Source organism: Paracoccus caeni, assembly GCF_016629665.1.
GTDB lineage: Bacteria > Pseudomonadota > Alphaproteobacteria > Rhodobacterales > Rhodobacteraceae > Paracoccus > Paracoccus caeni.
Genome location: NZ_JAEPRQ010000005.1, coordinates 86,643 through 103,888 on the forward strand (window position 1 = coordinate 86,643; position 17,246 = coordinate 103,888).

Annotated in this window: 27 protein-coding genes and 1 tRNA gene; 13 read left to right on the forward strand and 15 right to left on the reverse strand. The window is 61.1% G+C overall.

Features of this window, described 5'->3' with window-relative positions; genetic code table 11:
* Positions 1 to 253 precede the first annotated feature (253 nt).
* Together dtd and JJJ17_RS13830 are read right to left on the reverse strand one after the other, a co-directional pair.
* A complete protein-coding gene (gene dtd, locus JJJ17_RS13825; protein ID WP_200687427.1) occupies positions 254 to 703 on the reverse strand; it encodes a D-aminoacyl-tRNA deacylase in 450 nt (149 codons plus the stop codon).
* 9 nt (positions 704 to 712) lie between these two features.
* Entirely contained in the window at positions 713 to 940 is a 228-nt protein-coding gene (locus tag JJJ17_RS13830; RefSeq protein WP_200687429.1) for a hypothetical protein, read from the reverse strand.
* A gap of 118 nt (positions 941 to 1,058) precedes the next feature.
* Here JJJ17_RS13830 and JJJ17_RS13835 point away from each other — a divergent pair, with 118 nt between their 5' ends.
* From JJJ17_RS13835 to cysW, 6 genes are all read left to right on the forward strand, one after another.
* Complete coding sequence (locus JJJ17_RS13835; protein ID WP_200687431.1) at positions 1,059 to 1,310, forward strand: DUF2312 domain-containing protein; 252 nt, start codon at positions 1,059 to 1,061, stop codon at positions 1,308 to 1,310.
* Positions 1,311 to 1,613: 303 nt separating this feature from the next.
* Entirely contained in the window at positions 1,614 to 1,769 is a 156-nt protein-coding gene (locus JJJ17_RS13840) for a hypothetical protein (protein WP_200687432.1), read from the forward strand.
* Between the two features lie 149 nt (positions 1,770 to 1,918).
* Positions 1,919 to 3,028: a sulfate/molybdate ABC transporter ATP-binding protein gene (locus JJJ17_RS13845; RefSeq protein WP_200687434.1), complete on the forward strand. Its 1,110-nt coding sequence runs from the start codon at positions 1,919 to 1,921 to the stop codon at positions 3,026 to 3,028.
* Positions 3,025 to 4,020 (forward strand): sulfate ABC transporter substrate-binding protein, encoded by a 996-nt coding sequence (locus JJJ17_RS13850; protein ID WP_325168813.1) that lies wholly within the window; start codon positions 3,025 to 3,027, stop codon positions 4,018 to 4,020. The genes JJJ17_RS13845 and JJJ17_RS13850 overlap by 4 nt, the downstream gene beginning before the upstream one ends.
* Entirely contained in the window at positions 4,017 to 4,874 is an 858-nt protein-coding gene (cysT, locus tag JJJ17_RS13855) for a sulfate ABC transporter permease subunit CysT (protein ID WP_200687436.1), read from the forward strand. Before JJJ17_RS13850 ends, cysT begins: the two co-directional genes overlap by 4 nt.
* The gene (gene cysW / locus JJJ17_RS13860; RefSeq protein ID WP_200687438.1) at positions 4,871 to 5,713 is read left to right on the forward strand and encodes a sulfate ABC transporter permease subunit CysW; all 843 of its coding nucleotides are present in this window, start codon (positions 4,871 to 4,873) and stop codon (positions 5,711 to 5,713) included. The genes cysT and cysW overlap by 4 nt, the downstream gene beginning before the upstream one ends.
* A 55-nt stretch (positions 5,714 to 5,768) precedes the next feature.
* Here cysW and JJJ17_RS13865 read toward each other — a convergent pair whose 3' ends face one another.
* A complete protein-coding gene (locus JJJ17_RS13865; protein WP_325168814.1) occupies positions 5,769 to 7,562 on the reverse strand; it encodes a monovalent cation:proton antiporter-2 (CPA2) family protein in 1,794 nt (597 codons plus the stop codon).
* 338 nt (positions 7,563 to 7,900) lie between these two features.
* Here JJJ17_RS13865 and JJJ17_RS13870 point away from each other — a divergent pair.
* A tRNA-Arg gene (locus JJJ17_RS13870) sits at positions 7,901 to 7,977 on the forward strand.
* 76 nt (positions 7,978 to 8,053) lie between these two features.
* Here the strand turns inward: JJJ17_RS13870 and JJJ17_RS13875 are convergent.
* The 3 genes from JJJ17_RS13875 to JJJ17_RS13885 all read right to left on the reverse strand — a co-directional run bounded on the left by JJJ17_RS13875 (position 8,054) and on the right by JJJ17_RS13885 (position 10,396).
* Positions 8,054 to 9,247, reverse strand: a complete 1,194-nt coding sequence (locus JJJ17_RS13875) for a site-specific integrase (RefSeq protein WP_200687440.1) — start codon at positions 9,245 to 9,247, stop codon at positions 8,054 to 8,056.
* Positions 9,248 to 9,258: 11 nt separating this feature from the next.
* Entirely contained in the window at positions 9,259 to 9,534 is a 276-nt protein-coding gene (locus tag JJJ17_RS13880; protein ID WP_234464103.1) for a hypothetical protein, read from the reverse strand.
* 259 nt (positions 9,535 to 9,793) lie between these two features.
* Positions 9,794 to 10,396, reverse strand: coding sequence for an MT-A70 family methyltransferase (locus tag JJJ17_RS13885; RefSeq protein WP_200687442.1), 603 nt, complete (start codon positions 10,394 to 10,396; stop codon positions 9,794 to 9,796).
* Between the two features lie 68 nt (positions 10,397 to 10,464).
* Between JJJ17_RS13885 and JJJ17_RS13890 the strand changes: the two genes are divergently transcribed.
* A complete protein-coding gene (locus tag JJJ17_RS13890) occupies positions 10,465 to 10,731 on the forward strand; it encodes a DUF982 domain-containing protein (RefSeq protein WP_200687444.1) in 267 nt (88 codons plus the stop codon).
* Positions 10,732 to 11,024: 293 nt separating this feature from the next.
* On the opposite strand, the gene JJJ17_RS13895 is transcribed toward JJJ17_RS13890, so the two are convergent.
* A complete protein-coding gene (locus JJJ17_RS13895) occupies positions 11,025 to 11,240 on the reverse strand; it encodes a DUF4031 domain-containing protein (RefSeq protein WP_325168816.1) in 216 nt (71 codons plus the stop codon).
* On the opposite strand from JJJ17_RS13895, the gene JJJ17_RS13900 reads away from it, so the two are divergent.
* From JJJ17_RS13900 to JJJ17_RS13910, 3 genes are all read left to right on the forward strand, one after another.
* Positions 11,151 to 11,924, forward strand: a complete 774-nt coding sequence (locus JJJ17_RS13900; protein WP_325168817.1) for an SGNH/GDSL hydrolase family protein — start codon at positions 11,151 to 11,153, stop codon at positions 11,922 to 11,924. The genes JJJ17_RS13895 and JJJ17_RS13900 overlap by 90 nt on opposite strands.
* A gap of 7 nt (positions 11,925 to 11,931) precedes the next feature.
* Positions 11,932 to 12,615, forward strand: a complete 684-nt coding sequence (locus tag JJJ17_RS13905; RefSeq protein ID WP_200687450.1) for a hypothetical protein — start codon at positions 11,932 to 11,934, stop codon at positions 12,613 to 12,615.
* A gap of 96 nt (positions 12,616 to 12,711) precedes the next feature.
* Positions 12,712 to 12,987 (forward strand): hypothetical protein, encoded by a 276-nt coding sequence (locus tag JJJ17_RS13910; RefSeq protein ID WP_200687452.1) that lies wholly within the window; start codon positions 12,712 to 12,714, stop codon positions 12,985 to 12,987.
* 72 nt (positions 12,988 to 13,059) lie between these two features.
* Here the strand turns inward: JJJ17_RS13910 and JJJ17_RS13915 are convergent, their stop codons facing one another.
* The 5 genes from JJJ17_RS13915 to JJJ17_RS13935 all read right to left on the reverse strand — a co-directional run bounded on the left by JJJ17_RS13915 (position 13,060) and on the right by JJJ17_RS13935 (position 14,782).
* On the reverse strand, positions 13,060 to 13,275 hold the full coding sequence (locus JJJ17_RS13915; protein WP_200687454.1) for a hypothetical protein: 216 nt from the start codon (positions 13,273 to 13,275) through the stop codon (positions 13,060 to 13,062).
* A gap of 98 nt (positions 13,276 to 13,373) precedes the next feature.
* The gene (locus JJJ17_RS13920) at positions 13,374 to 13,538 is read right to left on the reverse strand and encodes a hypothetical protein (RefSeq protein WP_200687455.1); all 165 of its coding nucleotides are present in this window, start codon (positions 13,536 to 13,538) and stop codon (positions 13,374 to 13,376) included.
* A gap of 511 nt (positions 13,539 to 14,049) precedes the next feature.
* A complete protein-coding gene (locus JJJ17_RS13925; RefSeq protein ID WP_200687457.1) occupies positions 14,050 to 14,244 on the reverse strand; it encodes a hypothetical protein in 195 nt (64 codons plus the stop codon).
* Between the two features lie 63 nt (positions 14,245 to 14,307).
* Complete coding sequence (locus tag JJJ17_RS13930; protein WP_200687459.1) at positions 14,308 to 14,523, reverse strand: hypothetical protein; 216 nt, start codon at positions 14,521 to 14,523, stop codon at positions 14,308 to 14,310.
* A 94-nt stretch (positions 14,524 to 14,617) separates the two neighbouring features.
* Positions 14,618 to 14,782, reverse strand: coding sequence for a hypothetical protein (locus JJJ17_RS13935; RefSeq protein ID WP_200687461.1), 165 nt, complete (start codon positions 14,780 to 14,782; stop codon positions 14,618 to 14,620).
* Positions 14,783 to 14,951: 169 nt separating this feature from the next.
* On the opposite strand from JJJ17_RS13935, the gene JJJ17_RS13940 reads away from it, so the two are divergent.
* Together JJJ17_RS13940 and JJJ17_RS13945 are read left to right on the forward strand one after the other, a co-directional pair.
* On the forward strand, positions 14,952 to 15,587 hold the full coding sequence (locus JJJ17_RS13940; RefSeq protein WP_200687462.1) for a peptidoglycan recognition protein family protein: 636 nt from the start codon (positions 14,952 to 14,954) through the stop codon (positions 15,585 to 15,587).
* Between the two features lie 14 nt (positions 15,588 to 15,601).
* On the forward strand, positions 15,602 to 16,111 hold the full coding sequence (locus JJJ17_RS13945) for a hypothetical protein (RefSeq protein ID WP_234464105.1): 510 nt from the start codon (positions 15,602 to 15,604) through the stop codon (positions 16,109 to 16,111).
* Between the two features lie 260 nt (positions 16,112 to 16,371).
* Here the strand turns inward: JJJ17_RS13945 and JJJ17_RS13950 are convergent, their stop codons facing one another.
* The 3 genes from JJJ17_RS13950 to JJJ17_RS13960 all read right to left on the reverse strand — a co-directional run bounded on the left by JJJ17_RS13950 (position 16,372) and on the right by JJJ17_RS13960 (position 17,078).
* Positions 16,372 to 16,530: a hypothetical protein gene (locus tag JJJ17_RS13950; protein ID WP_200687464.1), complete on the reverse strand. Its 159-nt coding sequence runs from the start codon at positions 16,528 to 16,530 to the stop codon at positions 16,372 to 16,374.
* Positions 16,531 to 16,619: 89 nt separating this feature from the next.
* Complete coding sequence (locus tag JJJ17_RS13955) at positions 16,620 to 16,814, reverse strand: hypothetical protein (protein ID WP_200687466.1); 195 nt, start codon at positions 16,812 to 16,814, stop codon at positions 16,620 to 16,622.
* 57 nt (positions 16,815 to 16,871) lie between these two features.
* On the reverse strand, positions 16,872 to 17,078 hold the full coding sequence (locus JJJ17_RS13960; RefSeq protein ID WP_200687468.1) for a cold-shock protein: 207 nt from the start codon (positions 17,076 to 17,078) through the stop codon (positions 16,872 to 16,874).
* Positions 17,079 to 17,246: the final 168 nt, after the last annotated feature.

Genomic DNA, 17,246 nt, shown 5'->3' on the forward strand with positions numbered 1-17,246 from the left:
GAAAACCGCGACGGCGGGATTGGTTCTGTTCCATCAAATACTTTCGTCCCGCATCCCCCGTATCGGAAGCGGGCAGGGGCCGCGCGATCTGTGCGCGGCAATCAGCAGGGATGCGGGCGTGATACGAGATGCCCGCAAGCCTCCCCGCGTGAATGGGAAACTGGGAAGAATGGTGCGCCCTGGCGAATATTCGCGGCTGCTCACGCGGCAGCGGGCGACGACTGGCCTCAGATGGGGGAGACGCGGCGATAAGTCAAGCGCGATCAGCGGTATCAAGCCAGATCGTCACCGGACCGTCATTCGTCAGCCGCACCTTCATGTCGGCACCGAAGCGTCCCTCTTCGACGGCGATCCCGTGGCTGCGCAGGCTGTCCGCGAAGTGGTGATACAGCCGCTCGCCATCTTCCGGGTGGGCGGCGCTGGAAAAGCCGGGGCGGTTGCCGGTGCGGGTATCGGCGGCAAGGGTGAACTGGCTGATGACCAGCGCGCTGCCGCCCGCATCAAGGACCGAACGGTTCATCCGCCCCTGATCGTCGCGAAAGATGCGCAGCTTGGCCGTGCGGGCGGCCAGTTTTTCGGCTGCGGCTTCGTCATCGCCCTGCATGGCGCAGATCAGCACCATCAGGCCGGGTCCGGTCTGGCCGATGATGTCGCCATCTACCGTAACCGTGGCTTCCGTGACGCGCTGGATCAGGGCTCGCATGATCGCGCCTTATGGTTTCAGGAAGATGCCAACCACGACCAGCATCAGCCCGATGGTCGACGCCGCAAGCGAGGCCATGTTCACCGTCACGGCGCGCTGCATCCGGATGCGCAGTGCGGCGTCGTCCAGCCCGCCCTTGCGTGCGCGGGCGATGGCGATGATGCACCAGATGATCCCGGCAAGCCCGGCAAGGGTCAGTGCTGCCCCGGCCCAGATCAGGATGTCGAAGATGGTCATGATGTCTCTCCGGATCGTTTCGGCTGGCCTAGCGGCGATTGCACCCCGGAACAAGACCGCCTAACAATCCCGCCCTGAAAAGAGGCAGGCCCGAACGGGCAGGAAAGGACGAATCGAGATGCAGGACGATCAGGCCTATAGCGTCGCCGCCGACGAGCTGCGCCAGTTCATCGAACAGTTCGAGCAACTGGAGGCCGAGAAGAAGGACATCGCCGAGCGCCAGAAGGAAGTGATGGCCGAGGCCAAAGCGCGCGGCTACGACACCAAGGTGATGAAGAAGATCGTCGCTTTGCGCAAACGCGACCGCGACGATGTGGCCGAGGAAGAGGCGATTCTGGAAATGTACAAGTCCGCGCTGGGAATGCAGTAAGCGTCACTGATCGCGCGGCGAGGCTTACAGGGTCTGGTCGCGCGCAGTTGGCTGCGGTCAATGCGCCGGATCGGTGGGAATGTCGTGACAGCCGCGAAGGCAGGCAGCTATGTCCGCAGCGCTTTTCCGGTCTGGTTGAAGGGGGGCTGAGGGGCTGTTTTGGGTTCCATTGATGGGAACGTAGAATACGGTTCGCGGCCTGTCGAAACTCTTTAACATGACACATCCTCGGGGAAGAGGATGAAAACTTCGCACGCCGCGAACCGTCTCTGAAGTGCCTCACACCCGAGGAACGGCGGAGATATGAAGCTGATTGACCCGCCGGTCAATCCGGCTCGTGCGGGGTTGGGGCTGTGCTTTTGGACAGGTCTTGCAGAAGGTGCAATATCGGTTGAGCAAAATGAGGGCGATTTCGGCCAGCGCGGTGGGATCGCCGCAAATTTGAAAGCACATCCGTGAGTTGCGACTTCGCAAGCGGGTGACCTTGGGCATGCAGGAGTGGCGGAGAATAATATTCTCTTTTCGGGATGAAACTCGCATTCCGCCGTTCCTTGGCATTGCCAGGGGCCGTTGATACCTCTTCCGGGTATCATCGAAAGTCTGCCGCCATGACGCTGTCGCTGTCCCATATCACCCGCCGCTTCGGCAAGACCGAGGTGCTGCGCGGCATTGATCTTGAGATCGACAAGGGCGAATTAATCGCGCTTCTGGGGCCGTCGGGATCGGGCAAGACCTCGCTGTTGCGGATCATCGCGGGTTTGGATTGGCCGGATGCCGGGACGCTGGCCTTTGACGGGCAGGACTGGCTGAGCCGCTCTGCCGCCGAGCGCAAGATCGGGCTGGTGTTTCAGCATTACGCGCTGTTTCCGCATATGAAGGTGCGCGACAATATCGCCTTCGGGCTGAACGTGCTGCCGCGTGCCGAGCGTCCGGGCAAGGGTGCCGTTGCCGAAACCGTCGATCGGTTGCTGAGTTTCCTTCAGATCGCGCCTTTGGGCGATCGTTATCCGGCGGAATTGTCGGGCGGGCAGCGGCAGCGGGTGGCGCTTGGCCGGGCGATGGCGATTCAGCCGCGGGTGTTGCTGCTGGACGAACCCTTCGGCGCGCTGGATGCGCAGGTGCGCCGCGATTTGCGACGGTGGCTGCGTGGCGTGCATGACAGCGCCGGGATCACCACGATTTTCGTCACCCACGATCAGGAAGAGGCGTTCGAGCTGGCCGACCGCGTGGTGGTGATGAATGAGGGCCGGATCGAGCAGACCGGCCGCCCCGATCAGATTTACGACCACCCGGCGACGCCGTTCGTGGCGCGTTTTCTTGGGCTGAACGTGGAATTGCCGGTAACGCTGAATGCGGGCCGGATCGAGGCGCATGGGCTGGACCTGTCGGCCCTGCCGCGCCGGGCAATGCCCGATGGTCCGGCGACGTTGTTCCTGCGCCCTGCCGATATTCTGCCGCTGCCCGATCCGAATGCGCCGTTCCGCCTGACCGAGATCGCCTCGACCGGCGCGCTGCTGCGGATCGTGGCCGAGGACGGCACCGGCTGTCGGATCGAAGCCGAGGTGCCGCGCCGCGCGGGAACGCGGCTTGAAACCGGAATGAATGTACTGCTGCGCGCGGAGGCCGGACAGGTCTTCCCCGGCAGCGCCCAAGGCCGGGCTACCGCGCCCGCCGCCGCCTCTGACATCACACATGCTCTCAAGGAGAACCGCCCGTGACTTTCCGTCTGACCACCGCCCTTGCCGTTATTCTGGGGCTGGCAAGCCCCGCCGTCGCGCAGGACAAGATCCTGAACGTCTCTTACGATGTCGCGCGGGAACTCTTCGCCGAAATCAACCCGGTCTTTGCCGAGAAATGGCAGGCCGATACCGGCCGCACCGTGACCATCGATCAATCGCATGGCGGTTCCTCGAAACAGGCGCGGGCGATTCTGGAAGGGCTGCCCGCCGATGTGGTGACCTTCAATCAGGTGACCGATATCGACGTGCTGGCCGAGGGTGGCCTGCTGGAGGAAGACTGGCGCGAGGCCTTCCCGAATGACGCCTCGCCCTTCTATTCGCTGCCGGCCTTCCTTGTGCGCGAGGGTAATCCCAAGGGCATCGAGGATTGGGACGATCTGGCCGCCGAAGGCGTGCAGGTGATCTTCCCGAACCCCAAGACCAGCGGCAATGCCCGCTATACCTATCTGGCGGCCTATGCCTATGCGCTGGACCAGAATGGCGGCGATCAGGAAGCGGCGCAGGAATTCGTCAAGAAAATCTTCGCCAATGTGCCGGTCTTTGACACCGGCGGTCGCGCCGCCACCGCCACCTTTGCCGAACGCAATATCGGCGATGTGCTGATCACCTTCGAGGCCGAAACCGGCGGGATCGCCGCGCAATATGCCGATGCGAAATTCGAGCGTGTTGCCCCGTCGCTGTCGGTTCTGGCTGAATTCCCGGTCGCCGTGGTGACCGAGAATGCGGAAAAGAACGGCTCTGCCGAGGTGTCGAAAGCCTATCTCGATTATCTCTACACGCCCGAGGCGCAGCGCATTCTGGCCAAGCATTATTACCGCGTGAACGATGAAACCGTCGCCGCCGAAGTCGCAGCCGACTTCCCCGAGGTGAAGCTGGTCACGGTCGAGGACGTCTTCGGTGGCTGGGAACAGGCGCAGGAACAGCATTTCGCCGAGGGCGGAATTCTTGACAGCGTCTTCGTCAACCAATGACGACACTGGCGATCACCGCGGCACCTTCCGGCAGGACCAAACGCGTCCTGCCGGGCTTTGGGCTGACCATGGGGTTGACGCTGACCTATGTGGGCATCGTCATCCTGCTGCCGGTCATCGCGCTGATGCTGAAAGGGGCCGAGATCGGTCCCGCCCGCTTCTGGGAGATCATCACCGCGCCCCGCGCTATGGCCGCCCTGCGGCTGACCGTCACGGCGGCGGTGATCGCCACCATTTTCAACGCGCTTTACGGCCTGCTGATGGCATGGGTGCTGGTCCGATATCGCTTCCCCGGTCGCCGGATACTGGATGCGATGATGGACATTCCCTTTGCCCTGCCGACTGCCGTGGCGGGGCTGTCGCTGACGGCGCTGTTTTCGGCGAATGGCTGGTATGGGCAATTGCTGGAGCCTGCCGGGATCAAGGTCGTCTATACGATCTGGGGGGTGGCGATTGCCATGTGCTTCACCTCGATCCCCTTCGTGGTGCGCACGGTGCAGCCGATCCTTGAGGATCTGGACCCGCAGCTTGAGGAAGCCGCGCGGTCACTGGGCGCGACCCCGTTTACCATCTTTCGCAAAGTGGTCTTTCCGCAGATCCTGCCCGCTTTCCTGATCGGTACGACCATCGCCTTCGCGCGATCCTTGGGCGAGTTCGGCGCGGTGATCTTTATCGCCGGGAACCTGCCGATGAAGACCGAGATCGCCTCGCTTCTGGCGGTGATCCGGCTGGAAGAATACGATTATAACGGTGCCGCCGCCATCGCGCTGACGCTGATGCTGATCGCGCTGATCCTGTTGGCGCTGTCGAACGGTCTGCAATGGCAGATGAACCGCCGCAGGGGGCAGCCATGAGAGCCGCCTCCACCCCCGGCGCTTTGGCCCCGCGTGAGGACCGGACGGCGCAATATGTGCTGATCGGGCTGGCCTTTCTGGGCACGGCCTTCATCGTTGCGGTGCCTTTGGCCTATATCTTCTGGCGGGCGCTGTCTGACGGGGTCGCGGCCTTCGCGGCGAATATCATCGCCCCCGATACGCTGCACGCGATCTGGCTGACCAGTGTGGTCGCGCTGATTACCGTGCCCGTGAACATCGTCATCGGCCTGTCCGCCGCATGGCTGATCGCCCGCTTTACCTTCCCCGGTCGCAAGCTGCTGCTGACGATCATCGAACTGCCCTTCTCGATCTCGCCGATCATTGCCGGGGTTTGTTACCTGCTGCTTTACGGACGGCAGGGGCTGCTTGGCCCGACCCTGGGCGCGGCAGATATCCAGATCCTGTTCGCGCTGCCGGGGATCGTGCTGGTGACGCTGTTCGTCACCGCGCCCTTCGTCACCCGCGAGGTGTTGCCGCTGATGCAGGCGCAAGGGTCCGAGCAGGAACAGGCGGCGCTGACGCTTGGCGCGACGGGTTTCCAGATTTTCCGGCTGGTGACGCTGCCGAATATCCGCTGGGCCTTGCTTTACGGAGCGGTGCTGGCGACGGCGCGGGCGGTCGGGGAATTCGGCGCGGTCTCAGTCGTGTCAGGCTCGATCCGGGGGCAGACGAACACGCTGCCTTTGCAGATCGAGCTGCTGTTCAACGACCTGAACATCGTCGGCGCCTTTGCCGCCGCATCGACGCTGACCCTGATCGCGCTGATCGTGCTGATCGTGAAAACCGTGATCGAGGGGCGCGTCGGGCGCGAAGAGTGACGGGCTGCGCCTAGCTTGCGCAGCCTCGCCCGCACCGTCGTCGCGCCATCCGGCCTCAGCCCCGCTCTGGCTTCGTCTTGTTGCCGATGATCAGAGAAACGCCCGCCGAAATCCCCTCTGCCACTTCCAGCGAGAAGCGTTCGGCGTCGCGGGCGCGGAAGCGTTCCATGACCTCGTCGGCATCGTCAGGATCGTCGCCCAGCCGGATCAACGCCTCGCGGCCCATCGAGAACGCGCTCTCGACGGTTTCGCGGATCTGGTAGTCGGCCCCTGCCTCGACCAGTTTCAGCGAATGTTCGCGGTCGAAGGCGCGGGCAAGGATCGGGGTCAGGGGGTATTCCTCCTTCACAAGTTCGACGATCCGCGTCACGGCTTTGGGGTCGTTGGCGGCGGCGATGATCAGGCGCGCATTACCCGCCCCCGCAGCGTGAAGGATGTCAGGACGGGTGCCGTCACCGTAGAAGACCTTGAAGCCGAAATTGCCCGCGTCGTGGATCATTTCGGCGTCGGTATCGATCAACGACAGGCTGTAGCCGCGATCCAGAAGCGGTTGGCTGACGATCTGGCCGAAACGTCCGAAGCCGATCAGAAGGACGCTGCCGTGAAGCTCTCGGACCTCTTCGACGCCGTCGAACTGCTGGATCGCTTTTGGGGCGAAGCGGTCGTGAAGGATCATCATGAACGGGGTCAGCACCATCGAGCAAATGATGATCGCGGTCAGGTTGGCGTTCCAGATCGGGGTGAGAATGCCGAATTGGGTGGCCGAGGCGTAGAGGACGAAGGCGAACTCGCCGCCTTGGGCCATCATCACCGCGCGCTCCAGCGCCTCGCTGCGCGATGCCTTGAGCAGCCGCCCGACGATATAGATCACCAGCGTCTTCAGGATCATGTAGGTCGGCACGCTGATCGCGATGACCACCCAGTTCTCGGCGATGACCTTGAGGTCCAGCGCCATGCCGACGCCCATGAAGAAGAGGCCCAGCAGCAGGCCGCGGAACGGCTCGATCTCGGCTTCAAGCTGGTGGCGGAAGCTGGATTCCGACAGCAGGACACCGGCGAGGAAGGCGCCCATCGCCATCGACAGCCCGCCCTCCTGCAACAGCACCGCTGCGCCAAGGACGACCAGAAGCGCCGCCGCCGTCATCACCTCACGCGCGCCGAATCGGGCCAGCAGGCGGAACATCGGATCAAGCAGGTAGCGCCCGGCAAGGACCAGCACCGCGATCGAGGCAAGGCCGATGGCGATGCCGGTGAGGCGGTCGGACATGGTTGCCTCTTCTGCGCCCGGCGCGAGGAAAGCGACCAGTGCCAGCAGCGGCACGATGGCCAGATCCTCGAACAGCAGGATCGAAACGATACGGCGGCCCTTGGGTTGGGACATCTCGCCCCGCTCGTCCAACATCTGCATGACGACCGCGGTTGAGGTCATCACGAAGCCCGCACCGGCGACGAAGCTGGCGGCCCAAGGGTAGCCAAGAATGACGCCGACCCAGACCAGCACCGCGATGGCGCCGCCGACCTGAAGAAGCCCGAGGCCGAAGATCTCTCCCCGCATCGACCAGAGGCGCGAAGGCTGCATCTCAAGGCCGATGATGAAGAGGAACAGCACAACGCCCAGTTCGGCGACATGGATGATGGATTGCGGATCGTCGAATATGGCAAGCACCGAAGGTCCGACCAGCAGCCCAGCTGCCAGATAACCAAGGATCGAGCCAAGGCCCAATCGTCGGAACAGGGGCACCGCAATCACGGCAGCGGCCAGAAGCACCACCACGGCTGTCAGATTCATCCCGCCATGCGCGACGGCACTTTCCGCCGCATGGGCGGCCTCGGTCACTTCCCCTGCCACGAAATACGTCCCCTGTTCTTGCGTTGTCCTGTTGTCTCGCGATGCGGCAAGCATTGGCATCGCAGAGCTTATGGTCGATTTGTGACCGTATTCTGGCGGGGGATCAATGATCTTTGAAGCAGGGGTAGGGATGGTGCCGGGTTTGGGTGGGTGAGCGGCTGTGATATGTCTTCGATGCGGGTTTTTCTGCTTATGCTGCAGGTGTTTGCGTCAATGGGCCTTGGCTATATTCAGCTATGCTCGCTGTGTGATGTTCAGCGCTTTGCCTGAGCGGGCATGTTTTTTGGTTTTCCCTCTTGCAACCCCCCGAAGGTGGCGCTAGATCACCGCCCTACGACGGACCCGTAGCTCAGCTGGATAGAGCACCAGACTACGAATCTGGGGGTCGGGCGTTCGAATCGCTCCGGGTCCGCCATATTTTCCAGATACTTAGACAAGTGCCCTGCGGGGCGGTTGAGACACGGTTGAATTGCCAGTTGATTCATCTGTTCTCAACCAGTTCTCGTGCGGAGCTGAATCACCTTGTTCACCGACGTACTGCGCTCGCGGATATAGCGATCTGTGGTCGAGGCCTGAGCATGGTTTGCCTGATGCTGCAGTTCGATGTGGGACGCGCCGGCGCGCTTGGCGTGGTTGATCGCGCCCGCTCGTGTATCCATGCACCAGATATGGTTGGGAACCTTCGCCGACTTCCGGTAGCGGGCGAACAGCGTTGCCCATCTGCGCTTTGAATACGGGACACCGTTCCGCTGCACGATCACCGGTCCGACGCGGTTTTCATTGGAGATATCGGCCAGCCGCCTGCGAAGATCGGGCACCAGCATAAGGTCGTAGACCAGTTCGTCGGGAAGCACCTCTTCGGTCTTCGACGGTGTCTTGCGTAAGACGGTAAGGTCGCGATCGATCATGTCCCACGTCAAACCATCGGCCCAATACTTGCCGTTCTTCCTGATGCCGCTCGCATCCCCGGCCAGCCACTGGCCGCGCACATCGACAGCCCGGAGGGTCAGCCACCACTGAAGTGACAAGCCGAGGGCGAACATGTGATCCTTCGCATCATCAGCGGCCTTTATGATCGCTGCGATCTGCGCCTCGGTCGGCGAGATTGCCCTGGCGCGAACGCCCTTCACGCGGATTTTGCGCACCACGTCCTCAGCTGCCTTTGCGCCCTCGAAATGGGTGGATACGCCATAGCTGATCAGGATGCGAAGCGCTGTGAACTGGCGCTTCTGGTAGGCTGCTGATCGACCGTTGGTCGCCATGGCGCGCTGCCAGCCCTTGATTTCGGGCAGCGTGCCGTCGCGGACCAAGGCAGTGCCGATTGCCTCTTCCCATCGTGTCATATTGCGCCGGTATTCGGCCTTGGTATTTTCCTTCAGGTCCTGAAATGGGCTGAAATCGTCGGTAAGATAGGCCGCGATTAGGTGTTTCCATGATCCTGGCTCAATCTTGGGTTCGGCACTATCGAACCACCGCAGCATTTCTCGCGTGTATTCTCGCGCCAGCTGCGCGCGCATCGCGTCGTTGCCATCGCCGATACGACCGGGAAGCCGCCTCGGGATTTTCGGAAAGCCCGCGTCCACGAATTTCTTGGTCGGCTTCCAGTATAGCCAGTCCTTTGTTCTGGCGGTGTTTGGGGCATACAGCGGATCGCTGCCGTCCCAGAGGGCAGGGCGATAGTCCATCGCGTTTCCTCCTAGAGCTTGGCGAGATTGACCCCGCCGATTCTGTCAGGGAAATCCTGACGACCGGCAGGGTCGGCAACGCGCCGCCTCTTGGCAAGCCAAGCATCGACATCAGCCTTGAGCGTGTAGCCCGTCAGGCGGTCGCGGGGCGGAAAGCCTTCTGCCTCCAACCGCGGCCGTTCGCGCTTCAGCCAGTCGTGGGATCGACCAAACCGCGCGGCGACCCAGTGCTCCGAGCCGTAGGCGGCTACAGCGTCAAAGGTTCTATCTTTCGCGGGCATCCCCATCACAAAAGCCCCCCTTGGTTATTTGCATCAGCCATCGGCTGGTTCAGTCCGGCTTGATCCATCCACTCGCCAAACGCCCCCGCGAGCGCGCCTTGCGCTGCCTCGACAGACTTCGCCTCGCCGCGCTGTTCAGTGACGTAACACCACCACGTCGCCCGGCCGTCCCCGAGGGGATAGACAGCACCGATCCTCGCGGCTCTGCTGAGGGCGTGGATCCGTCCCGTCGGCGGCTCAGGCTGGTCGAAGGCCAGGCGCGGAATCATGACGCGGCCTCGAATTTATCAGTCTGGTTGCCCCAGACGTCGCGGCCTTCCCACGGCTCGCGCGCGAACAGCTCGCATCCCCAGATGTCGGGCAGCAGCTTGTCGATCATCTGCCGCATCTCGGGCGGCTTGCGGCTGTGCTCGCGGCGGATACCTTCGATCGCATCAGGGATCGCCTCAGGCGCGACGATCAGGTTGCGCTGGCCCTTGTCCCTGATTTTGGGCTGGCCGATCTTACCGACGATGAACGGCTCGGTTGCAGAACGTAGGCAATAGCCGGTGCCCATGTTCACGTTCCAGTGCCGCGTCCGCTTGGTCCAACTGCCGCCGGTCACATATTTGAAGCCCCACTCCTTCATGACTTCCAGCGCTGCCGGCAGATGCGGCCACGTCGACCACATGAACAGCAGGCAGTCTGGACCGGCCAGATGGGCCACAGGCAGTGCAGCGATCGCCTCGGTCGGCATGGTGGCATATTGCGCTTCTGGCGATTTCGCATAGCCCGCCTCGGAACGCATCTCATAGGCCCACGGTGGGTCCGCGAGGATCGCGCCGTATTTCATCTGGGTGAGGTTGGTGAAGGGCCAATCGGTCTTCATGCTGTACCTCGGCCCCTTGCGGAGGTGATGGGCTTGCCTTTCTGCTGCCGAATGTCCACATAGCGCCAATGATAGAAATTAATTGGGGCAAACCCCTGCACTACGTTGTCGCCGAAACAGGTGACGTTCAGAAATTCTCCACAATCGAACAAGCACGCTACTGGCTTCGGAAAAAATGGCCTGTGATGGATGCTGCTCGAGACGATGCTTTGATCAAGATCGACGCCACCATGGAGTGCCTTGCGCCCGTTGGTGCCGCGCGACAGGCCTTCTCGGCTGCCGCACGCTCTGCCGGTTTTCGACCGGCGGATCCTGTCCAACGGCTGGACTCGTGAGTGATCGCGCCTATATTCCACCGCATGTGGACATCTATTAAGACGATTGTCGACGGCACCGCAGTCCCAAATGATTGGACCGTTTGCCGCGACGGCGTCCCGGTTGGACGAGCATATTTCTCCAAGCAAAACCCTGGTGTTGGTTCGTGGTTCTGGGAGGTCTGGAAGAATCCGGGCTTCTCTGGACAAGCATGGACCGAAGAGGCTGCCATGAGTGCTGTGCGGGAACACGCATCGCGTGATGAAGCTGAGCCAGCCTGACATGAAATGAGTGCTGCGGGAGGCTTTCATCCCTAGGTCCCCCGCCGCTTCCGAAGAATCCGGCCCAACTCGAGCCGCGTCACCTCGACCGCTCCGGCGGCGACCGCGAGGCGGCGCTTTGACATTGCGATGTCGAAATGCTCGTGATGCGTGCCCGCGTGCTGAAGCCACTTCCTCTGCACGCCGATGCGGTCGGCCATCTGCAACAGCTCATCGGAGCTATCGGCGATCATGTGGCACATTTTCATGCGGCCGAAATCGTCTGGGATCGCGCAGAGGTCTGGGTGGCCGTCGAAGCCGAGGCAACGCTAGAGATTGGTGTTGCGGGTTCGCGCACTTCCTTCAGTCCCGCCACCGGATCGGTTCAGAAGCTGACCTATGCTGCACCGGGGGCCGCAGAGCAGGTGTTGGAGCTTGCCCGCGTTACCGGGCCGGTGCGGATTATCGGTTGGCATTGCTATGACAGCACGTCGCCCGGTCTCGACGTGCTGAACTGCGGTCGCACCTCGTGGCGTACAGACCAATATGCCGATCAATCGGCATATCACAGCCCGCTATCGGCGCTGCCATCCTTGGACGCGGATCTTTGGTTGGTGCAGTTGGGGCTGAACGATTTCAACCAGAACCGATCTCCGTCTGACTATCAGGCGTCGCTCACTGCAATCGTGGACCGCGCCGCCGCGATCGGAGTGCCGGTCGTCTTGATCGTGTCCATGTCGCCCGGTGTATCGCGGGATCATCCGTGGCAGGCCTATGCCGATGTCATCCGCAGCCTCGGGGCCGAGCGCAACCTTCCCGTGCTTGATGTCGGCGTGAGGTTCGGCCCCTTCGTGGAGGGCGCAGCCAGTGGGTTCATCGCCGATACTTTGCATCCCAACGCCTACGGCTACGCGGAGACCGCGCGGCTGATCTACAACCTTCTGAATTTGTGAGACAGCTATGGATCTGATCATTCAGGCCGATGCGCGTAACAGCGCGGGCTTTTCGATGCCATTCGCGGGCTTCGAGTATCTGAACTTCTTCACCGCAGGGCAGATGGGAAGAAACCTTGTTTCTGGGTCAGTGCTGCCGAGCATCGTCGGCGCGCCGGTGCAGAGCCAAGGCTATATCAGTTGCACCGGGCAAGTGAACTTCGTGGATACCGGGATTTTGGAAACGGGCCCAGCGATGACGTTGGTTGTGGTCAGCCGCCTTGCGGGTGGCCAGAATAGCATGTTCCTCGGCAACTATAGCGGGTCCAGTCCGGGCAATCCGGGATTAAGCCTCTACGGTGTCGCCAGTGGAAATTATGTCAAGGGCGGCGCTGCCGGCACAGCCATCGTCGGCCCGACGATTTCAGGCGCCGCTGATGGGTGGGCGTGTCGTGCACTGCTCGTCAATAATGCCTTCGTCAGAGTGGATGATTTGACAAACGGAACGACCGACAACTTACCGATTCCGGGTGGCGCGCGAGTCATGAACACGCACGCCAGCCTGAAGATCGGAAGCTCTCATACCTCATTCCCCGGTCAGTGCGACATTGCGGCGGCGGCAATTGTTCGGCGGCGAATCTCGGACGCAGAACTCGCTACGCTCTATCAGCGGATGAAGGTCAGCGCCGGAATGGACGGCATTTCCATCTAATCGCGGCCGGCCGCCAAATAAACCCACCCGTCTCGTGCGGGCATCCTTATGCGCAGCGGAGGCGGCGCCACCGAAACACTAACCACCGGGGGCAGAATGCTGGAAGCGCTGCGGGATTTCTGGGCCATCATCATGGCCTTCGTCGGGCTTGGCGTCTGGCTTGTCAAACTGGAGGCGAAGATGGGAGGCAACTCAAAGGACATCGCGCGTCTCGAAAAGCAGATTGAGCGCGAACGCCTCGATACCCGCGAAAAGCTGGAGGATCTGACCGATATGATGCGTGAGCAAAACCGCGACATCAAGATCCTGCTGGGGCGCGGGCACATTCAGCATTGGGATGACCGCACGCAGCCGCCAGGTCGCGCACGCTAGACAGCCTGCTTGGCTCGATACGCGAAGGGCCGCCCCTCTCGATATAAGGGCCGGCGTTGGCGGCGAGCTCCATTAGAGGCCTTTGTTGCGGACGGAAACCTGAGCGTAGGCAAGTTGCGCGACAGGGCTTTGCCTTTTCGCAGCAGGATGTTCTTCGATCCACGTCAAGGCGCGCTGAAACGCGATTGCAATAAGGCTGCCGGGGTTGGCGAGGTTCGCGACCTCTATCGATTTGATGAGGTTGGCGCGCTCTTGGCGCCATTTTTCATAGGTAAGACGCATCTTCATTCCATTCTTTTGGTTGAGATGAATGTTAAAAATCGCGCAAAAAAAGGCGGGTCTCCCCGCCCAACTCATCACGCGATCAACGCCTCAAGCTGCAGATTTTATCCTGGCAGCCGGTTCTTCTTCTCAGGCGCTTCGCCTTCGTCGCCGGTCTTCTTGGAATCAGCGTTGTCCTGATCCTGCTGGCGCCGATTGTCGCCATAGACACCCTCGGTCTCGGCGGATTTCGGATCGTTCGAGTTGTCTTGATCTTGTTCGGTACCCATCTAGGGACCTCCATAAGTCTGGCCGGGAGATACCAGCCTGACTGTTAGGATATGGGGCTACGGCGGACCCGTTACATCAGCCTCGCGGAAACTATCTCATAGCACCTAGTTATCGCTTGAAAGAAAAGTCTACGCCCTGAAATGCCGTCAGATTCTGATCCCCGAAAACGAACGGCACCTGTGGCCGTGGCGCTGAAATGGCGGCGGGAACCTTAACGACCGGGCGGCGAACTCGTAACCAATCACACAAGCCATCCGGTCTTTGATGGTGATGAAATCGTCTCTAACGTGCGCGTCATATTGTCTTTTCGGATAGGAAAATCGGACCGGGTCTCGGTGGAACGCGGGAACCCGGCCCGGCGCCGACCGCAAAAAGCGGGCTATCGGCGCGCGAAAGTGATGCGCCAATGTGCATGACTTGTCCAGTTCGGCGCGGTCGCGGCGGGATGGTTCCTGCCAGCCGCGACCGTCCCTCTGTCGCCAGAGCGAATGGAAAAGTACAACGGGCCCGCTAGCCGCGCGACATAATTTTTGTGGGCCGTTCAAACTCAGCGATGGTCTCATCATAGGTCTTGCCGGACTTGGGATACTCTTCCCTCAGCATGCGATAAAACGCCGGTTGCTCCGGCAGTTCCTCGAGCGGGTAGATTCGAGAACGATAGCGCCTCGCCAGTGTGAATGTCTTGTCGTCGTGAGTCGCCTTCATGGCGGCAATCTGTCCGGCCAGATTAGGGCGTCAACTTCCTCGCCTAGATTCAATCACTGGAGCTCACGTCGCATCCGCACGGCTGCTCGGCGCGAGCCAAAGCTCGACCTCAATATCGTGATGCGCCAAATCCCGCGCTAATGGGTGAGTATGAATGAGGACTGAGCGCACTGTCTCCGCCAACATCTCAAATCCAATATTGCGCAGGTCTTCGATGGTATCGCTGAGGATATCGGCGCCGTCTGTTCTACGACTCGCCCTGTACACATACGTGGTCATGCCAGCCCCCTATAAGAACACATCAATTAGCGGAAGCGCCCTCACAGCCCTCCCGCCATCACTCGTTAATCTAGCAACCAATCAGCAAACAGGATCATCCCGGAAGCCGGTTCTTTTTCTCGGACGATCCGCCTTCGTCGGCCATTTTCTTGGATGCAGAATTGTCTTGATCTTTCACCGGCTGATTGTCGCCGATAACACCCTCCTTATTCGAAGGAGCGGGATTGGTAGATTTATCTTGGTTCTGTTCGGTGCCCATATCGGGACCTCCATAAATCGAGCCGGGAAATACCAGCCTGACTCTTAGAGAGATGGGGGTGCCCGGCGCCTATTGCACTGGCCCGTCAGCAACTATCGCGTAGCAGCCGGTTATTGCCGGAAACTTTGTTACCCGCCCGCCTCGCGCGGGCTTTTTCATGGAGATACCAATGACCGCCGTGATGAACGCGGTGCGCGCGCAGCAAGCGCGCTGCGCCGCCTTGGGCTTCTGGCCCGGCCCTATTGATGGAATTGACGGCCCGCGCACCCGCGCCGCCTATGCCGCCGCCGTGGCGTCGCAGAAGGCCAAAGGTCTGCCGTTCCGCCACCCGACAGGGATCACCCGAATCCATTGGCACTGGACCGGCGGCGGGCATGAGCCGAACGCCACCGATCTGAAGGCCTATCATGCGCTGATTGACGGTGCGGGCAAAGTGCGCTGGCCGGTTGATCCGACCACGCCGCGCTCGCACACGCTCAACGCCAGCAGCGGGGCGATTGGCCTGTCGCTCTGCGCCATGCTCGGCGCCAAGGAGCGGCCCTTCGACTGGGGCAAGGCACCGATCACCGCGCAGCAGGTGTCCACCTTGGTCCGCGAGACAGCCCGTCTGTGCCGGGTCTATGACATTCCTCTGTCGCACTGGTCGGTGCTGTCGCACGCCGAGATCCAGCCGAGCCTTGGCGTCATCCAGAAGAACAAATGGGACATCGCCGTCCTGCCCGACATCCCCGGCCCGGCCGATCCCATCACTGTCGGCGACCATCTGCGCGAGATGGTCCGCTGCGAACTGTTCGCGCTTTCCTGAAAGGAGCCTGACATATGCTTTCCGTTGCAATCTTTCTGCTGGCCTTCGTGGTCACCGTTTTCATCCTGCCGATCCTCAGGCGCGTCGCCGTGGCCCTGATCGCGCTGCTGACCTTCACCATGCCCGCCACCGCCGGCGCGATCGGCGACCTCTTCGAAGCGGCAAGGCCTGGTCTGCTGGAGCTGTTCGGCGCCGCCATCACCCTGCTGATTGGCTGGGCTGCGGCCAAGGCCCGCCAGAAATGGGGCATTGATATCGAGGCACGACATCGCGAGGCGCTGCATTCGGCGCTGATGAACGCTGCCCGGCTCGCGCTGGCTAACCAGCTGACGGGCGACAAGGCGGTGACGATGATCCTCGACTATGCCCGGCAGAGCGTCCCTGACGCGATCGGGTCATTGCGACCTTCGATCGGTGTCCTGGATGATCTTGCACGGTCGAAGCTGGAACAGGTGACCGGCGAGAAGACTGGGCCTGCGGTTGATGCGCTAGCCGTGGCCCTAAAGCGGGCCGGGGTGGCTTGAGCCAAGCATCCAATACGTTTCAGCCCTCGGCCTCAAACCGGGGGCGGTAAGTTATTGATTCGAGGTAAGGTGTGTAATCGTGGCCGGTAGTCACACTCTCGCTCTGGAAGCCGCTCGACGGTTTGCAACGGCGCGATGTGCGATCTCCTGCGCCTTTATCTTTTCGACACCTATATGCAGGCAATTCTCAAGAATTGTGAGGTAGACTTCCTCGTCCGTTAAGGCTGGCGCTTTTGTCATGTTGATCGGTCTCGTTACTTTCATCGTCGGCCTCGCTCATGCAGAATTTCGAGCGAACGCAGAGCTATTGCGGTAGCGCCTTCCTCATCTATGCCGAATTCTTTGCTGGCTGCGATGATCGCCTCATAGATCGAGCCGTAGGCCTTGCGCGCTTCAAGGTCGATAATTTCGCCCACCATGCTGTCTCCCAATTAACGGTGAGGCAGAATTGCCAAGGAAGCAGCCGATACACCGCCGCCTCGCAGAGCTCGTCAAGCTCGGCTAGCGTTCATTTTTTCTTCTTAGTTGGCGCCTGTGCGCTGACAGGTTGCGCTGCGCGGAGAGCGCGTAAGCGGCTGACATTCGCGTCGCGAAGACTAACTTCATCCGAGATAATCTGTCTCGCGACATCATTGGTTCGATCCCAAGGGGTGTCAGGCTTTGTGACCTTGAAAAAAGCTTCGGCGGCGGATTTGGAGGTCAAGCTATTGCTCCTTCAGTAATGGTCCGGCCCATTGGGCCGGACTCACGGCGGCATAGTTCAGGAAAGCGCCAGATTGATCGCGGCCTCCCGACCGTCACGACCGCGTTCGATATCGAATGAGACAGCCTGACCATCGGCAATTTGATGAATTCCAGCACGATCCAATGCCGAAACGTGCAGGAAAACGTCCTTGGAGCCACTCTCAGGCGCGATGAAGCCGAAGCCTTTAGTTGCGTTGAACCATTTCACGGTGCCATTGGCCATCGTGATATCTCCATAATTTTGGGGCCGCTCGCAGGATGCAGCGGTTTGGCAGGTCAGTTCGAGTGGCAAACTGAAGCCAAAATTAAGGAGACAGGGTGCGGTTGGAAGCAACGTAGCCCTAACGATATAGGGATCATCGATCGTATTTCAATGTGCCAGCTCACGACA

What these genes read in the sequence shown, in the direction of transcription:
- dtd (WP_200687427.1), bottom strand. Translation starts at nt 703, where the DNA reads ATGCGAGCCCTGATCCAGCGCGTCACGGAAGCCACGGTTACGGTAGAT.
- JJJ17_RS13830 (WP_200687429.1), bottom strand. Translation starts at nt 940, where the DNA reads ATGACCATCTTCGACATCCTGATCTGGGCCGGGGCAGCACTGACCCTT.
- JJJ17_RS13835 (WP_200687431.1), top strand. Translation starts at nt 1,059, where the DNA reads ATGCAGGACGATCAGGCCTATAGCGTCGCCGCCGACGAGCTGCGCCAG.
- JJJ17_RS13840 (WP_200687432.1), top strand. Translation starts at nt 1,614, where the DNA reads ATGAAGCTGATTGACCCGCCGGTCAATCCGGCTCGTGCGGGGTTGGGG.
- JJJ17_RS13845 (WP_200687434.1), top strand. Translation starts at nt 1,919, where the DNA reads ATGACGCTGTCGCTGTCCCATATCACCCGCCGCTTCGGCAAGACCGAG.
- cysT (WP_200687436.1), top strand. Translation starts at nt 4,017, where the DNA reads ATGACGACACTGGCGATCACCGCGGCACCTTCCGGCAGGACCAAACGC.
- cysW (WP_200687438.1), top strand. Translation starts at nt 4,871, where the DNA reads ATGAGAGCCGCCTCCACCCCCGGCGCTTTGGCCCCGCGTGAGGACCGG.
- JJJ17_RS13875 (WP_200687440.1), bottom strand. Translation starts at nt 9,247, where the DNA reads ATGGACTATCGCCCTGCCCTCTGGGACGGCAGCGATCCGCTGTATGCC.
- JJJ17_RS13880 (WP_234464103.1), bottom strand. Translation starts at nt 9,534, where the DNA reads ATGGGGATGCCCGCGAAAGATAGAACCTTTGACGCTGTAGCCGCCTAC.
- JJJ17_RS13885 (WP_200687442.1), bottom strand. Translation starts at nt 10,396, where the DNA reads ATGAAGACCGATTGGCCCTTCACCAACCTCACCCAGATGAAATACGGC.
- JJJ17_RS13890 (WP_200687444.1), top strand. Translation starts at nt 10,465, where the DNA reads ATGATAGAAATTAATTGGGGCAAACCCCTGCACTACGTTGTCGCCGAA.
- JJJ17_RS13895 (WP_325168816.1), bottom strand. Translation starts at nt 11,240, where the DNA reads ATGAAAATGTGCCACATGATCGCCGATAGCTCCGATGAGCTGTTGCAG.
- JJJ17_RS13905 (WP_200687450.1), top strand. Translation starts at nt 11,932, where the DNA reads ATGGATCTGATCATTCAGGCCGATGCGCGTAACAGCGCGGGCTTTTCG.
- JJJ17_RS13910 (WP_200687452.1), top strand. Translation starts at nt 12,712, where the DNA reads ATGCTGGAAGCGCTGCGGGATTTCTGGGCCATCATCATGGCCTTCGTC.
- JJJ17_RS13915 (WP_200687454.1), bottom strand. Translation starts at nt 13,275, where the DNA reads ATGAAGATGCGTCTTACCTATGAAAAATGGCGCCAAGAGCGCGCCAAC.
- JJJ17_RS13920 (WP_200687455.1), bottom strand. Translation starts at nt 13,538, where the DNA reads ATGGGTACCGAACAAGATCAAGACAACTCGAACGATCCGAAATCCGCC.
- JJJ17_RS13925 (WP_200687457.1), bottom strand. Translation starts at nt 14,244, where the DNA reads ATGAAGGCGACTCACGACGACAAGACATTCACACTGGCGAGGCGCTAT.
- JJJ17_RS13930 (WP_200687459.1), bottom strand. Translation starts at nt 14,523, where the DNA reads ATGACCACGTATGTGTACAGGGCGAGTCGTAGAACAGACGGCGCCGAT.
- JJJ17_RS13935 (WP_200687461.1), bottom strand. Translation starts at nt 14,782, where the DNA reads ATGGGCACCGAACAGAACCAAGATAAATCTACCAATCCCGCTCCTTCG.
- JJJ17_RS13940 (WP_200687462.1), top strand. Translation starts at nt 14,952, where the DNA reads ATGACCGCCGTGATGAACGCGGTGCGCGCGCAGCAAGCGCGCTGCGCC.
- JJJ17_RS13945 (WP_234464105.1), top strand. Translation starts at nt 15,602, where the DNA reads ATGCTTTCCGTTGCAATCTTTCTGCTGGCCTTCGTGGTCACCGTTTTC.
- JJJ17_RS13950 (WP_200687464.1), bottom strand. Translation starts at nt 16,530, where the DNA reads ATGGTGGGCGAAATTATCGACCTTGAAGCGCGCAAGGCCTACGGCTCG.
- JJJ17_RS13960 (WP_200687468.1), bottom strand. Translation starts at nt 17,078, where the DNA reads ATGGCCAATGGCACCGTGAAATGGTTCAACGCAACTAAAGGCTTCGGC.